Consider the following 15628-nt stretch of genomic DNA (forward strand, 5'->3'; position numbering starts at 1 on the left):
TCCCATCTGTGCCTAGGATGAGACGTGCTAGCGAGCCTAAGATGGGTCGCGAGCGCACTCCTATGCCACCCCACGACAAGGAGAACCTTTCATGACCGCACTTACCCAAGCCCATTGCGAAGCCTGCCGCGCAGACGCCCCGAAGGTGTCCGACGAAGAACTGGCGGTGCTGATCAAGCAGATTCCGGACTGGAATATCGAGGTCCGCGACGATCACATGGAGCTGGAGCGGGTCTTCCTGTTCAAGAACTTCCGCCATGCCCTGGCCTTCACCAACGCGGTAGGCGCCATCGCCGAGGAAGAAGGCCACCACCCCGACCTGTTGACCCAGTGGGGCAAGGTCACCGTCACCTGGTGGAGCCACGAGCTGAAGGGCCTGCACCGCAACGATTTCATCATGGCCGCGCGCACCGACGAGCTGGCCGCGAAAGCAGAGGGACGCAAATGAGCCATTTCGCCAAGGTCACCCGCGTACCGGGCGACCCGATCCTGGGCCTGCTCGAAGCCTACCGGGCCGACCCCAACCCCGCGCGGCTCGACCTTGGCGTGGGCGTCTACAAGGACGCCCAGGGCCTCACGCCGATTCCCCGCGCGGTGAAGCTGGCCGAGCAGCGCCTGGTGGATAGCGAGACCACCAAGAGCTACGTCGGCAGCCACGGCGACGCGCTGTTCGCCGCTCGCCTGTGCGAGCAGGTGCTGGGCGTCACCTCACCGTTGCTCGCCGATTCGCGTGCCGACGCCACGCAGACGCCCGGCGGTACCGGCGCCCTGCGCCTGGCGGCGGAGTTCATAGCGCATTGCCTGCCGGGGAAAAATATCTGGCTGAGCGACCCGACCTGGCCGATCCACGAGACCCTGTTCGCCGCCGCCGGCGTGCCGATCAAGCACTACCCCTACGTCGGCGCGGACAACCGTCTCGACGCGGAGGCCATGTTCGCCATGCTGGAGAAAATCCCGCAGGGCGACGTGGTGCTGCTGCACGCCTGCTGCCACAACCCCACCGGCTTCGACCTGGATCACGCGCAGTGGCAGCGCGTGCTGGAGATCGTCCGTCGCCGCGAGTTGCTGCCGTTGCTGGACTTCGCCTACCAGGGCCTGGGCGATGGGCTGGAGGAGGACGCGTATTCCGTGCGCCTGCTGGCCGAGAGCCTGCCGGAAGTGCTGATCACCAGCTCCTGCTCGAAGAACTTCGGCCTCTACCGCGACCGCGTCGGCGCGCTGATCGTCTGCGCCGAGAACGCCGACAAGCTCACCGACATCCGCAGCCAACTGGCACTGTTCGCCCGCAACCTGTGGTCCACCCCACCGGCCCACGGCGCCGAAGTGGTCGCCACCATCCTCGGCGACCCGGAACTGAAGAACCTGTGGCTGGCAGAGCTGGACGCCATGCGCGGGCGCATCGCCGACCTGCGTATCGGCCTGGTGGAAGCCCTGCGCCCCCACGGGCTGGCGGAGCGCTTTGCGCACATCGCCATCCAGCGCGGCATGTTCTCCTATACCGGCCTGCACGCCGAGCAGGTGCGCATCCTGCGCGAGGAGCACAGCATCTACCTGGTCAGCAGCGGCCGCGCGAACATCGCCGGGCTCGACGGCGAACGCCTCGACCACCTGGCAGCGGCCATCGCCCGCGTCTGCCGCTGACGTCGTTTTCTTCCCCCTCGACCGGCCATTGGGCAGGTCTTTTTTTGCCCGGAAATCGGGGCCCTGCCTTGCCTGTAGGAGCGAGCTTGCTCGCGAACGGTATCAACCGGCTGCTCTGGTGCCGGGGTTGTTCGCGAGCACGCTCGCTCCTGCAAAGTGCCCCTGCCGGCGTTGGTCAGTAATCGTCGCGCTTGCGAAACGCCCAGCGCCCGGCCAGGCCGGTGAAGCTGGCTACCAGCACGACCAGAATCCAGAACCCCTCCGGGTCGCTGGAGAAGGGAATGCCGCCGACGTTCATGCCGAAGAAGCCGGCGATGATGTTGATCGGCAGCGCCAGCACCGTGACCACGGTGAGGGTGAACAGCGTGCGGTTGCTCTGCTCGTTGATCTTCGCGGCGATCTCTTCCTGCAGCAGCTTGATGCGTTCGCCCAGGGCGGTGAGGTCGTTGATCACCAGGGAGAACTCCTCGGTGGCCTCGCGCAGCACGCGCACGTCGTCTTCCTTCAGCCACAGCGGCGGGCGGTTGAGCAGGCGCATCAGCGAGCCCGGCTCCAGCGCCAGCAGGCGTTGCAGGCGCACCAGCACCCGGCGCATGCCGCCCAGGTCGGCGCGGCTGGCGGAGAGGCGCGAGGACAGCAACTGGTCCTCGATGCGGTCGACGCTGATGCTGGTTTCGCGGACGATGCGGGTGAGGATTTCGCCCTGGTCGCGCAGCAGGTGGACCAGCAGCTCCAGCGGCGAGTTGAAGCTTTCGCCGTGCTTCACCGAGGAGCGCAGCGTATCCACCGAACGTAGCGGCTGCGCACGGGCAGTCACCAGCAGGCGGCCACGGGCGCAGACCCACAGCGTGGCGACGTCCGAGGACATGCGGCTGCTGAAGTCGAACACCACGTCGTTGACCACCGCCAGCAACGCGCCGTCCACATGCTCGATGCGGGTGGAGCGCGAACCTTCGCGCAGGGTCTCGAAGAAGTAGTCGGGCAGTTCCAGGTGCGACTTCATCCAGCGCTCGCAGGCCGCGTGCGCCAGGTTCAGGTGCAGCCAGAGGAACTCATCCGTCGCCCGCGGCTCCTGCAGGCGCTGCAGCGCGGTAGGCGAGTCGATTTCCAGGCCGGGCTGGCCGGGACGAAAGCTGAAGCCATAGAGCAGGCCGAACAGGTCGGAATCCTGATGGCTCTGAACGATGCTGTGGTTCATGTCTCTCCGCGCGCGCAGCCTGTAGGAGCGAGCTTGCTCGCTCCTACAAAAAAGCGAATCCGTGTGTGCCGGTAGTACCAGAACCCAGTGAACGGCAGATGACAGCTGCGTGTCAGCCAAACAATCCGGCCACGGTGCGCTCGCCCAGCGCCGGGCCGATGCTCATGCCGACGCCGGTGTGCATCAGCACGGCGGTGATGCCGTCGGCGGCCTGCAGCACGGAGAACGGCCCCGGCCCGCGCGAGCCGTAGACGCCCTGCCAGCGCTCGACCACCTCCACATGCATGCCCAGGGTGTCCTCGGCCAGCTCCAGCATGAGTCTGTCCACGGCCTCGGCATTGAACGGCGCGGCGTCGCTGCCGTAATGGTGGGAGTCGCCGATGATCAGCTCGCCATGAGGCGTCGGGCTGACCAGCAGGTGGATGCCCTGCTCTTCCAGTTCCGGCGTCTCGCGGCGAATCTGCTCGCGTACCGCGTCGGCCTCGGGCAGGTCGGAGAAGGCACCGTAATGCACGCAACTCAGGCCGGTGAGGATCGAATGAGCGAGGCCGAAATCGACCTGCGGGCGGGCGCGCAGCATCTGCAGGCGGCACACCTGCGGCTCCAGCGGCGCGATGACCTCGGCCAGCAGTGTCTGGTAGTCGTGGCCGGAGCAGACGATCACCTGCCCGGCGGCGAAGCTGCCCGCCGTGGTGCGCAGCACGCCGCTGTCGACGTCACGCACGAGGGTGGAGAAATGGAACTGCACGCCGTGCTCGCGGCGCAGGTAATCGATCAGGCTCGGCAGCGCTTCGCGGGAGTACAACTGCTGGTCGTCGAAGCCGAGCAGCGCGGCGCGGTGATGGCGGAAGTGCCCCTGGTAGAGGTCGTTCAGCTCGCTGCCGCGCAGCAGGCCCACGCGGTAGTCCAGCGCCTTCGCGCGGCCGGCGCAGAAGGCTTCCAGCAGATGCTCCTCGGCCTCGGTGCGAGCGAACAGCAACGAACCGTTGCGCCGCAGGGAGAACCCGGCGCCTTCCGCCCATTGCGCCCAGATCGGCCGGCTGGCCCGTGCCAGGTCGGACATCACGCCCGGCGGCTGGCCGGTGACCAGCGCCTGGCCGAAGTTGCGTATCGAGGCGCCCAGGGGTGTGGCGGTGCGTTCGAAGACACGCACGGAAAGCCCGCGGCGGGCGGCGGCGTAGGCGTGGGAAAGGCCGAGGATACCGGCGCCAACGATGGCGACGTCGCAGTGGGTGTGGCTCATGGGGGTATTTCCTGCGTGGCGAAGAGCCCCTCTCCCCCGCCCTCTCCCTGAAGGGAGAGGGTTGGGGAGAGGGAGCCATTGGTGTCAAACCTTACTTCTGCGCAACCTTCTCCGACTTGCCGTCATAGCGCTTGCGCCACTCGGCGAGGATCTCGTCGCGGTTCTTCGAAGCCCAGGCGAAGTCGTTCTTGATCAGGCGCTGCTCGTAGTCGGCCGGCAGTTCGGTCTGCGGCTTGGCGATGCCCGGTTGGGCCAGCACGGCGAAGTTTTCCTTGTACAGCTCCATGGCTTTCGGGCTGGCGGAGAAGTCGGCGAGTTTCTTCGCGGCGGCTTCATGCTGGGTGCCCTTGACGATACCGGTGGCTTCGATTTCCCAGCCCAGGCCTTCCTTCGGCAGGACGATGTCCAGCGGCGCACCCTGGCGCTTGAGCTGCACGGCCGGGTACTCGAAGGAGATGCCGATCGGGAACTCGCCGGCGGCGGCCAGCTTGCACGGCTTGGAGCCGGAGTGGACGTACTGGCCGATGTTCTCGTGCAGGGCGTCCATGTAGGCCCAGCCCTGCTTCTCGCCGAAGGTCTGCAGCCAGGCGGAAACGTCGAGGAAGCCGGTGCCGGAGGATGCCGGGTTCGGCATGACGATCTTGCCCTTGTATTCCGGCTTGGTCAGGTCCTGCCAGCTCACCGGTTTCTCCAGGCCCAGTTTCTCGGCCTCGACGGTGTTGAAGCAGATGGTGGCGGCCCAGACATCCATGCCGACCCACGCCGGCGGGTTGGCCGGGTCGCGGTAGTTCTTGCCGATGGCGTCCAGGTGCTTGGGCGCGTACTTCTCCAGCATGCCCTGCGCATCGAGGATGGCCAGGCTGGAAGCGGCCAGGCCCCAGACGGCGTCGGCCTGCGGACGGTCCTTCTCGGCCAGCAGCTTGGCGGTGACGATGCCGGTGGAATCACGTACCCACTTGATCTTGATGTCCGGGTTCTCGGCTTCGAAGGCCTGCTTGTAGGCGGTCAGCTGTTCCGGTTCCAGGGCGGTGTAGACGGTCAGTTCGGTGTCGGCGGCGTGGACCTGTGCGGCGAAAGCGGCAACCACGGCGGCGGCGAGGGCGAGACGTTTGAACATGTGGAGCTCCTTGGCAGTGTTTTTTCCCCGCGCGGAGGCGGGTTTTGTCAGGGGTTGAGCCCTCGCCGAAACGGGGGCGACAGCGTCCAGCGGTGTTACGGGTTTCTCCAGGCCTGGGAGCGGCGCAGCAGGCCGTGCGAGGCGCCGGCCAGCAGCAGCGACACAGCCGCGGAGGTGAGCAGGATCAGGGTGGACATGGCGGCGGCGCCGCCGACGTTGCCGGAGTCGTCCATGTTCAGCACGGCGACGGCGGCGAGGATGGTGTCCGGGTTGTAGAGGAAGATCGCCGCCGAGACCGTGGTCATCGCCGAGACGAAGAGGTAGCGGGTGATGTCCAGCAGCGCCGGCAGGCAGATCGGCACGGTGACGCGCAGGTAGTGGCGCCACAGCGGCATCTTCAGCGACAGCGCGGCCGCCTCGAACTCGCCGTCGAGCTGGCGCAGCGCGGCGGTGGCGGTCATCTGCGCGGTGGTCAGGTAGTGGGCGATGGTGCACACCACCAGCAGCGCCATGCTGCCGTAGAACACATGCAGCGGGTTGCCCGGCAGGTTGAAGAAGAACACGTAGCCCAGGCCCAGCACGAGGCCCGGCACGGCCATCGGCACGAAGCAGAGCATGCGCAGCAGCTGGCTCAGCCAGCGCTGCTCGCGGGTCTTCTCGATCAGGTAGGCGCCGGTGAAGATCAGCGCGCTGCCGATGATCGCGGTGCACACGGCCATGGTCAGGCTGTTGCGATAGGCCAGCCAGCCGCCGCCGGCAGTGGTGTTGAAGTCGTAGTGGTTCAGCGACAGCGAGAGGTTATAGGGCCAGAACTTCACCAGCGAGGAGTACACGGCCATGCCCAGCACGCCCAGCAATACCATGCTGATCAGCACGACGATGGCGAGGAAGGCGGCATCGCGGCGACGCGAGGGTTTCGGGTGATAGACCTGCGCGCGGCCGCTCATGGCGTCGCCCTGGCGACGGCGCAGCCAGGTATCCACCGCAAAGCTGAGCAGCGCCGGCAGCAGGAGGATCATGCCGATCTGCGCACCACGGCCGAACTGCTGCTGGCCGACCACTGCCTTGTAGGCTTCCAGCGCCAGCACCTGATAATCGCCGCCCACCACGACCGGCACGCCGAAGTCGGTGATGGTCAGGGTGAACACCAGGCAGAAGGCGGCGAACACGCCCTGCCGCGAAGCCGGCCAGGTGATGCTGCGGAAGGCCTTCCACGGACCGGCGCCCATGCTGGAGGCGGCATCGAACAGGCGCGCGTCGGCCAACGACAGCGCGGACAACAGGATCATCAACGCATGGGGGAAGGTGTAGATCGCCTCGCCGAGGACGATGCCCCAGAAGCCGTAGATGTTGTCCGACAGCAGGTGGCGCAGCAGGCCCTGGTTGCCGAACAGGTAGATCAGCGCGATACCCGGCAGCATCGAAGGCGCCAGCAGCGGCAGCAGGGAAATCCCGCGCCACAGGCCCTTGGCCGGGATCAGCGTGCGTTGCAGTGCATAGGCGAACAGGTAGGCCGCCGGCACGACGATGCACGCCACGCTCACCGAGACCTTCAGGCTGTTGCCCAGCAGCCAGTGGAAGTTGTCGCTGCGCAGCAGCTCGCCCATGGCCGCCAGGCCGCCGCCCTGCCCCGCCTCGCCGCTGAAGCCGCGCCAGAAGATGGCCAGCAGCGGCATCAGCACCGCCAGGATGAGCAGGACCAGCAGCAGGACCTTGCCGCCCCGGACGAACAGGCGATCACCCAGATCGCCACGAACCTTGCCGACGGACAGCGTCGGGCTGTGCTTCACCACGGCTTCCATTTCAGGCGAACACCTGCAGGCTGCGCGGCGGCAGTGACACCCAGATATCCGGAGTGCCCAGGCGCGGCATGTCCTCCGGCGCCAGCTCGGCGAGCAGCGCATGGCCCGGCAGTTGCTCCAGCTCGAAGCTCATGCGGCAGCGGTTGCCGAGGAAGGTGATCTCGCGGATCTGCGCGCGGAACAGGTTTTCCTGGTGCACCGCCGGGTTCACGCTGATCGCTTCCGGGCGGCAGAACAGCCGGCCCGAGGCGCTTTGCGCCTGGCTGTGCAGGCGCAGGTTGAGGCTGCCGACGCGAGCATGACCATCACTGCCGCGCTCGAAGGGCAGCCAGTTGCCCTGGCCGACGAACTCGGCGACGAAGGGCGTGCTCGGCGTGCTGTAGATTTCCTGGGCGGTGCCGTACTGCTCGATGCGCCCGTGGTTCATCACCGCGATGCGGTCGGCCATCAGCATGGCTTCGTCCTGGTTGTGGGTAACCATCACGGTGGTGATGCCCAGGCTCTTCTGCAGCTGGCGCAGCTCGCCGCACAGGTGTTCGCGGACACGGGCGTCGAGCGCCGACATCGGCTCGTCGAGCAGCAGCAGCGACGGACTCGGCGCCAGCGCGCGGGCCATGGCGACGCGTTGCTGCTGGCCGCCGGAGAGCTGGCCGGGGTACTTCTTCTCGCTGCCGGTCAGGCCGACCAGTTCGAGCATCTCGGCGACGCGGCGGCGGGCTTCTTCCTTGGATGCATTGGTCAGGCCATAGGCAATGTTCTGTTCCACCGTGAGGTTGGGGAACAGCGCATAGGACTGGAACAGGATGCCGTAGTCCCGCGCCTGCGGCGGCAGGTTCGACACGTCGCGCTCGCCCAGGTGCAGGCTGCCATCATCCTGTTGCTCCAGGCCGGCGATGCAGCGCAGCAGCGTGGTCTTGCCGCAACCGGAGGGACCGAGCAGGCAGACCAGCTCACCGGCCTTGACGTCCAGCGACACGCCGTCGAGAGCGACGAACTGGCCGAAACGCTTGCGGATGCGGCGCACGCTGAGCGGTGTGCCGGCGATGGTGGGATGCATGGCGGTACCTCGTTTTCTTGTGGTCCACGCTGCGGGTGCCGCGGCGTGAAGGAACGAGGTCCATGCTAGGGACGGATTGCGACGGCACTATTTCCAAAGGGCCAAGTGCGCCGATAGATCCATAGGCAGATTTTGGTATAGGGGCGAAAAAATTTTGGAAGTGGCGGCGTTGAGCGGCTCGTCCTTCGTCCTGCAGGAGCAGACATGACCCCCCCCGGCGTCGCCGCCGGGGGTTCTCCTGGGCCTCGTACCGCTTGCGTGGAGCGGTCGCTGCCGATCAGCCAGCGGCGCAGGCCGCTGGCCGTCTTGCCTGGATCAGCGTACCGCCTCGAACAGGCCGGTGGCGCCCATGCCGCCGCCCACGCACATGGTGACGATGCCGTAGCGCAGGTTGCGCCGCTGCAGTTCGCGCACCAGGTGGCCGACCTGGCGGGAGCCGGTCATGCCGAACGGGTGACCGATGGAGATGGAGCCGCCGTTGACGTTGTACTTCTCGTTGTCGATGCCCAGGCGATCGCGGGCATACAGGCACTGGGAAGCGAAGGCTTCGTTAAGCTCCCAGAGGTCGATGTCGGCGACCTGCAGGCCCTTGGCCTTGAGCAGTTTCGGTACCGAGAACACCGGGCCGATGCCCATCTCGTCCGGCTCGCAGCCGGCGACGGTGAAGCCACGGAAGAAGGCCTTGGGCTTGAGGCCCAGTTCCAGCGCCTTTTCCAGGGTCATGATCAGAGTCATCGAGGCGCCGTCGGAGAGTTGCGAGGCGTTGCCGGCGGTGACCGAGCCATCCTCGGCAAACACGGGCTTGAGGGAGTTCAGGCCCTCGAGGGTGGTTTCCGGGCGGTTGCAGTCGTCGCGATCCACCACGGCGTCGAGCACCTTCTTCTCGCCGGTGGCCTTGTCTTCCACCAGGTACTTCACGCTCATGGGCACGATTTCGTCATCGAACAGGCCTTCGGCCTGGGCCCGTGCGGTGCGCTGCTGGCTCTGCAGCGAGTACAGGTCCTGCGCTTCGCGGGTGACGTTGTAGCGGCGGGCGACGATCTCGGCGGTCTGGCCCATGGGGTAGTAGATGCCGGGGAAGTCCGACTCCAGGCGCGGGTTGACGAAGTTGTCACGGTTCATCTTGCCCGCGGTCAGGCTGATGGACTCGACGCCGCCGGCCACCAGGATGTCGCTGCAGCCGGAGGCCACCTGGTTGGCGGCAATGGCGATGGCCTGCAGGCCCGAGGAGCAGTAGCGGTTGAGGGTCATGCCGGCGACGTGGGTGCCCAGGCGCGACAGTACCGCGGCATTGCGGCCGATGTTGTGGCCCTGGGCGCCTTCGTTGGAGCCGGCACCGACCACGCAGTCGTCCACCAGCAGCGGATCGAGGTTGTTGCGCGCCAGCAGCGCGTCGATGCAATGGGCGACCATGTCGTCCGGACGGGTCATGTTGAATTTGCCACGGAAGGACTTGGCCAGGCCGGTACGGACGCTGTCGACGATCACCACTTCGCGCATGGGAAACCTCGTTGCTTGTTGTTGGACTGAGGAAGGTGTGCGTGGAGCATAAGCGCCACTGACGGAGCACCGCGACGATCATTCACCAGCCGTATAGCCGTGCCCCCACCCTCGTTGGGCAGGCACGAACGAAACCGCCGCCCGGAAGCGGCGGTTTCGACCGGTATTGCGCCGGTCAGACGGTGTCGGTCTTGATCGCGTGGTCACCCAGCAGGCCGTTGAGCACGGTATGGGTATCTCCCGCCGAGAGCACGCCGCTGCCGGCGTGGCCCGCGTACTTGGCGGAGAGATCGACGTTGGCCAGGTCGATGGTCTGGGTCGCGGCGCCGCCACTGGTGGGGCTGACGGCGATGCTGGTGGTGCCCGAGTTGACCGAGAAGGACAGGTAGTGGGACAGCGAATCGGCGGTGGGCAACGCGCCCTGCAGCAGGTCGGCGAGGTTCAGCGAATCCCCTTCGGCGATGCTGAAGTCCTTGATCACGTCGTGCCCGGTATCGCCCGACTTCCAGATGAACTCGTCCGCGCCGGTACCGCCGTACATGATGTCGTCGCCGGGGCCACCGATCAGCTTGTCGTTGCCGCCCTGGCCGAACATCAGGTCATTGCCGGCGCCGCCCTCGAGGATGTCGTTGCCACCGCGGGTATCGCCGGCGACGTTGAACTGGTCCGCGTGCTGGACGATGTAGTTGGTGATCTGCGCGACCGTCGGCGCACTGCCGTTGGTGGCGGTCAGGTAATCCACCAGCCCCTGGTACCCCTGGCCGTTGTGACTGCCGGCGGCATGCCCGGCCCAGGCCAGCGAGTCGGTGTTGATGACATCGCCGAAGATGATGTCATTGCCCGAGCCACCGACCAGGTGGTCGTTGCCCACGGTGACCGGCGTGCTGGTGCTGAAGCCTTCCTGCAGCGCTGCCTGCAATTGCTCGGCGGTGTTGATGATCTGCGGCTCGCCGACGCTGGCGTTGATGGTCTTGCCATCCAGGGTGACCGAGCCGGTGCCCGTGGTGTCGGTGTTGTCGAAGAACTTCAGGTAGTTGCTGTTGATGCCGTTGCCGATACCGATGGCATTGACGTCCACCGCGTTGTCGCCCGTGAGCGCCCCGGCGTGGTGAAGCATGTCATTGCCCGACACCAGTGCATTGTTCATGTCGCCGTAGTTGGTGATGTTGCCCGAGCTGGAGTCGCTGTTGGAAACGGTCGGGTTGCCGTCGGTGAGGAAGAACGCCAGGTTGATGTAGCCATGGGCCGCATCGGCATGGTTGGTCGTCACCTGGGTGTTGAACCACTGCGAGGCCGCTTTCATCGCGTCATCGTAGTTGGTCGCACCGTTGGCACTCAGAGCGTTGATGGCGGCGATCAGCGCGGTCACGTTGGCGGCGCTCAGGCCATTGAAAGTGGTGACGTGGGAGTTGTCGCTGAACGACACCAGGCTCACGTTGATCACCCCGTCGTGTCCCTTGATGGTGTTGACCAGGTTGATCAGTGCGTTCTTCGCCAGGGCCATGCGCGACATGTTGCTGCCCGACGGGTCGGCCATGCTGCCGGAGGTATCGACGATCAGCGAGATGTTGTAGTTCTTGCCCGGCTGGGTGTAGACCGAGACCCCGCCGGCATCGCCGATCAGCACGTCGTTGCCGCCGCTGCCGTTGATCTGCCCGGCCTTGTCCGCATCCAGCGGGCTGGGGACGGTGTGCAGGACGGTCGAGCCATCCACGTCGCCGCTGTTGCTGCCCACCACCAGGATCGGCTGGCCGTACTTCAGGCAGATGTTGAGGTTGGCCGACGCAGTGTCGCCGTCGCCATCGACGATGGTGTACTTGAAGACCTCGCTGATCTGCCCGCTTTCCGGGAACGCCACGCCGGCCTTGGAGGCGTAGCTGTAGTCGCCGGCCTGGTGGCCGGTCACGTCCTTGAGGTAGACGGTGAGCGTGCCGTTGGCCGTCTGGATGGTCAGCAGGCCGCTGCTGGCGTTGTAGCTGCCGGTCGCGGTGGTGGCGTTGGGGTTCTCGTTGGTGAGGTTGCCCGCGGCATCCACCGCGAACTTCTCGCCGCCGAACTCGACCTGGGTGATGCGCACGGTGCCATCGGCGCTGACCGGCAGGTCGTTGGCCAGCAGGTTGCCGCTCACCGAGTCGATGGTCACCAGGTTCTGCAGGGTGGCCGTCAGGTCGCTGGGCTTGGTGACGATGATCGGATCGCCAGTGTTGGTCACGCCCTTGAGGTCGACATCGGTGATCGAGGCTCCCAGACCGACGGCGTAGGCATCCACATGGTTGGTGGCGTCATTGCCGTCGCCGTCCGGGTTGGCCAGGAAGGCCTTCCACTGGGTGATTGCCGAGTTGGTGTTGCCGGTGGTCGGCTCGCCATCGGAGATGAAGTACACCCGGTTGATCGCCGCCGGATCATGGCCGCTGACGGTGATGTCGGAGGTGACATTGGTCCTGGCCAGGTCCAGGGCAGCCTGGTAGTTGGTCTCGCCGTCGGCGCTGAGGCCATTGATCTTGTTCACCAGCGCCGTGTACTGCGCGTCGGAAGTGCCGGTGAAGTTGAAGTCGCCCAGGTCCTTGGCAGTGGCCGCGAAGCTCAGCAGCGATACATGGATGGCAATCCCCATGGCCGCATACTGCTGCACCAGGTTGACCAGGGCCGCCTTGGCGTTGGTCAGCTTGTCGCCAGCCATGCTGCCGGAAACGTCGACCACCAGGGTCAGGTTCACCGCTGGCGGCGCCTGCTGCACCAGGCAGCGCGGCGAGTCGTCCACCGCGGTCGGGCCGTCATCGAGGAAGCTGAGCTTGCTGCCCAGGTCGATGCTCGCTGATTTCGTGTCGCCGTCACCGTCGGTCACGGTGGCGACCAGGCCGATCTTGCCGCTGGCCAGGCTCAGCGGATCGTTCGGGTCGCTGGCGTTGGGATGCTTGAGCGCCAGTTGCTGGTCGAGCTTGACCACGCCGGTGCCGCTGTCGAGCGTCAGGGTGAAGGCGGTCGCGCCACTGGCAGTGCCGACGTGGCCTTCCACCACGGTGGCGCTGACCTTGACCAGCACGATGTTCTGCCCGTCGGTGGTCTGCAGGCCGCTCTGGGTGCCCGTGGTCGCGCTCAGGCTGTAGGTCGTGCTGCCGCCGTCAGCGCCGGCATTGGCGGTGAAGGCCGTGCTGAAGTTGGCGGTGGCATCGACGTTCAGGTGCGTTTCATCGACGGTCAGGGTCGGCGCCGCAGCGGCATTGGCGGTGATGCTCGGGCCGTCGTCATGGAAGCTGAGCTTGCTGCCCAGGTCCAGGCTGGCGGACTTCGAATCGCCATCGCCATCGGTGATGGTGGCGGTCAGGCTGATCTTGCCGTCGGCGATGCTCAGCGCATCATCGGGGTTGCTGGCGTCGGCATGCTTGAGCGCCATCTGCTGGTCGAGGGTCACGCTGCCGTTGTTCAGCGTCAGCGTGAAGGCAACGGCGCCGTTGGCTCCACCCACCCGACCGACGACACCATTGCCCTCGTTGTACAGGTAGATCTTGTCGCCGCTGGTGACGCGCAGCCCGCTATCGCCGCCGTCCTGCGCCGCGGCCACCTTGTACACCAGCGAGCCCGCACCGTCGGCGCCATAGCTGCTGGTGAACAGACTGGTAATGTTGGCGCTGGCGTCGATACCCAGGTTGGTCTCGTCCACCACCAGGGCCGGTGCGCCTTGCGCACTGGCGGTGATGCTCGGGCCGTCGTCATGGAAGCTCAGCTGGCTGCCCAGTTCGACACTGGCGCTGTGGGAGTCGCCATCGCCGTCGGTGATGGTGGCCGTCAGGCTGATCTTGCCGCTGGCGATGCTCAGTGCATCATCCGGGTTATTGCCATCGGGATGCTTGAGCGCCAGTTGCTGGTCGAGAGTGACAGTGCCGTTGTTCACCGTCAGCGTGAAGGCGACCGCCCCACTCTGCCCGCCGACCCGGCCGACCACGCCATTGCCTTCGTTGTACAGGTAGATCTTGTCGCCATTGGTGACGCGCAGGCCGCTGTCGCTGCCATCCTGCGCAGCGACCACCTTGTACACCAGCGAACCCGCGCCATCGGCGCCGTAGTGGCTGGTGAACAGGCTGCTGACGCTGGCGCTGGCATTGGCGCCCAGGTTGCTCTCGTCCACCACCAGGGCAGGGCCATCGGCCTGGTTGGCCACGATGCTCGGCCCGTCGTCGTGGAACACCAGCTTGCTGCCCAGATCGATGGAGGCGCTGTCGCTGTCGCCATCCTTGTCGGTGATGGTGGCGGTCAGGGTGATCTTGCCGCTGGCGATGCTCAGGGCTTCATCGTCGTCATGGGCATCGGGATGGATGAAGGCCACGCGCTGGTCCAGCGTGAGCGCACCGCCATCGGGGCGCACCACGAAGGCGATGGCGCCAGTGCCCTCGACCTTGCCCACCACGCCGTTGCCGTCATTGAACAGCAGGATGCGCGCGCCGCCGGCGGTTTCGCGCAGGCCGCTGTCGGTGCCGTCCACGGTGCTGACCTTGTACGTGACCGACCCGGCGCCGTCAGCGCCGAAGCTGGCGGTGAACAGTTCCGACACCAGCGGCGCTTCGACCCGCGCGTCACTGGCGAGGTTGCTTTCGTCCACTTCCAGGCGGATGTCGGCATCGGTGCACGGCTGGATGCTGGGACCATCGTCGAGGAAGGTCAGCTTGCCGCCCAGGTCGATGCTGGCCGATGCATGATCGCCGTCGCCATCGGTGATGGTCGCGGTGAGGGTGATCTTGTCGGCGTCGATGCTCAGCGGATCATTGGCATCGGTGGTCACCGGGTGTACCAGCGCCCGTTGCTGGTCGAGGGTAATCACCCCGTTGTGCTGGTTCACGCTGAAGGCCACCAGGTTGGTGCCCTCCACGCGCCCTTCGACACCATTGGCGGTGTTGTAGAGGAAGATCTTCCCGCCCGTGGCGGTGTCCTTCAGGCCGCTGTCGGTGCCGTCGGTGGTGGTGACCTTGTAGGTGATGCCGCCAGCGCTATCGGCGCCGAAGTGGCCGGTGAACAGTGCCGCGACATCACCCGCCGAAGCCTGCGCGTCGACACCCAGTTTGGTCTCGTCCACGGTCAGCTTGATATCGGCGTCGGTGCACGGCTCGATGCGCGGACCGTCGTCGTAGAACACCATCTTGCTGCCCAGGTCGACATGGGCCGAAGCCTTGTCGCCGTCACCATCGGTGATGGTGGCGGTCAGGGTGATCTTGCCGCTTTCCAGGCGCAGCGGATCATCGGCGTCGTTGGTGTCCGGATGCTTGAGCGCCAGGCGCTGGTCGAGCATGAGCGCGCCCTGGTCTTCGCTGACCACGAAGGCGATCGCGCCGCTGCCCTGGACCTTGCCGACCACGGTGCCGTCGACGTTGTACAGCAGGATGGATTCGCCCTGGGTGGTCTTCAGGCCACTGTCGGTGCCATCCACCGTGCTGACCTTGTAGGTGATGCTGCCCGGACCGTCGGCGCCGAAGTGCGTCTCGAACAGCAGCGAGACCAGGCTGGACTCGACGCGGGCGTCGTTGGAGAGGTCGGATTCGTCCACTTCCAGGCTGATGTCGTAGATGCTCGACGGGGCAATGCTCGGGCCGTCATCGAGGAAGGTCAGCTTGCTGCCCAGGTCGACATGGGCACTGGCACTGTCGCCGTCCTTGTCGGTGATGGTCGCTGTCAGGGTGACCTGGCCGCTGAGGTTGAGCGAATCGTTGGCGTCACTGGTATCGGGGTGCGCCAGGGCGCGCAACTGCTCCAGGGTGACCTTGCCGTCGCCGTCGATGGACACGCGGAAGGCCACGGTATTGGTGCCCTCCAGGCGCCCCTCGATGCCGTTGGCGGTGTTGTAGAGGAACACCCGGCTACCGGTTGCGGTGTCCTTCAGACCGGTATCGGTGTTGTCGGCCCCGGCCAGCTTATAGGTGATCTCGCCGGCGCCGTCCGCACCGAAATGGGTGGTGAACAGATCGGCGACCGAAGCGCTGCTGGTGTCCGGCACGCCCAGGTGGGTTTCGTCCACGCTGAGCTTGATGTCGGCGTCTTCGCACGGCGTGATGCTCGGGCCGTCGTCGAGGAAGGTCAGCTT

General features: G+C 66.2%; 9 protein-coding genes. 2 read left to right on the forward strand and 7 right to left on the reverse strand.

Annotated elements, in window-relative coordinates:
• The first annotated feature begins 91 nt into the window (after window positions 1–91).
• The gene (locus PNI01S_RS27410) at window positions 92–448 is read left to right on the forward strand and encodes a 4a-hydroxytetrahydrobiopterin dehydratase (protein ID WP_024764391.1); all 357 of its coding nucleotides are present in this window, start codon (window positions 92–94) and stop codon (window positions 446–448) included.
• Window positions 445–1641, forward strand: a complete 1197-nt coding sequence (locus PNI01S_RS27415; protein ID WP_084359802.1) for an amino acid aminotransferase — start codon at window positions 445–447, stop codon at window positions 1639–1641. The genes PNI01S_RS27410 and PNI01S_RS27415 overlap by 4 nt, the downstream gene beginning before the upstream one ends.
• A gap of 175 nt (window positions 1642–1816) precedes the next feature.
• Here the strand turns inward: PNI01S_RS27415 and PNI01S_RS27420 are convergent, their stop codons facing one another.
• From PNI01S_RS27420 to PNI01S_RS27450, 7 genes are all read right to left on the reverse strand, one after another.
• Window positions 1817–2839, reverse strand: coding sequence for a transporter (locus tag PNI01S_RS27420; RefSeq protein ID WP_037012376.1), 1023 nt, complete (start codon window positions 2837–2839; stop codon window positions 1817–1819).
• Window positions 2840–2951: 112 nt separating this feature from the next.
• A complete protein-coding gene (locus PNI01S_RS27425; protein WP_084359803.1) occupies window positions 2952–4082 on the reverse strand; it encodes a TIGR03364 family FAD-dependent oxidoreductase in 1131 nt (376 codons plus the stop codon).
• Window positions 4083–4173: 91 nt separating this feature from the next.
• Window positions 4174–5199, reverse strand: a complete 1026-nt coding sequence (locus PNI01S_RS27430; protein ID WP_084359804.1) for a putative 2-aminoethylphosphonate ABC transporter substrate-binding protein — start codon at window positions 5197–5199, stop codon at window positions 4174–4176.
• Between the two features lie 95 nt (window positions 5200–5294).
• Window positions 5295–7001, reverse strand: a complete 1707-nt coding sequence (locus PNI01S_RS27435; protein ID WP_084359805.1) for a putative 2-aminoethylphosphonate ABC transporter permease subunit — start codon at window positions 6999–7001, stop codon at window positions 5295–5297.
• A 1-nt stretch (window position 7002) separates the two neighbouring features.
• On the reverse strand, window positions 7003–8058 hold the full coding sequence (locus PNI01S_RS27440) for a putative 2-aminoethylphosphonate ABC transporter ATP-binding protein (RefSeq protein ID WP_084359806.1): 1056 nt from the start codon (window positions 8056–8058) through the stop codon (window positions 7003–7005).
• Between the two features lie 315 nt (window positions 8059–8373).
• Window positions 8374–9558: a thiolase family protein gene (locus tag PNI01S_RS27445; RefSeq protein WP_024764396.1), complete on the reverse strand. Its 1185-nt coding sequence runs from the start codon at window positions 9556–9558 to the stop codon at window positions 8374–8376.
• Window positions 9559–9733: 175 nt separating this feature from the next.
• Window positions 9734–15628, reverse strand: a 5895-nt coding sequence (locus tag PNI01S_RS27450) for a DUF5801 repeats-in-toxin domain-containing protein (RefSeq protein ID WP_143514276.1), incomplete at its 5' end; no start/stop codon positions are given.

Origin of the sequence: Pseudomonas nitroreducens NBRC 12694, from assembly GCF_002091755.1 — a bacterium.
GTDB lineage: Bacteria > Pseudomonadota > Gammaproteobacteria > Pseudomonadales > Pseudomonadaceae > Pseudomonas > Pseudomonas nitroreducens.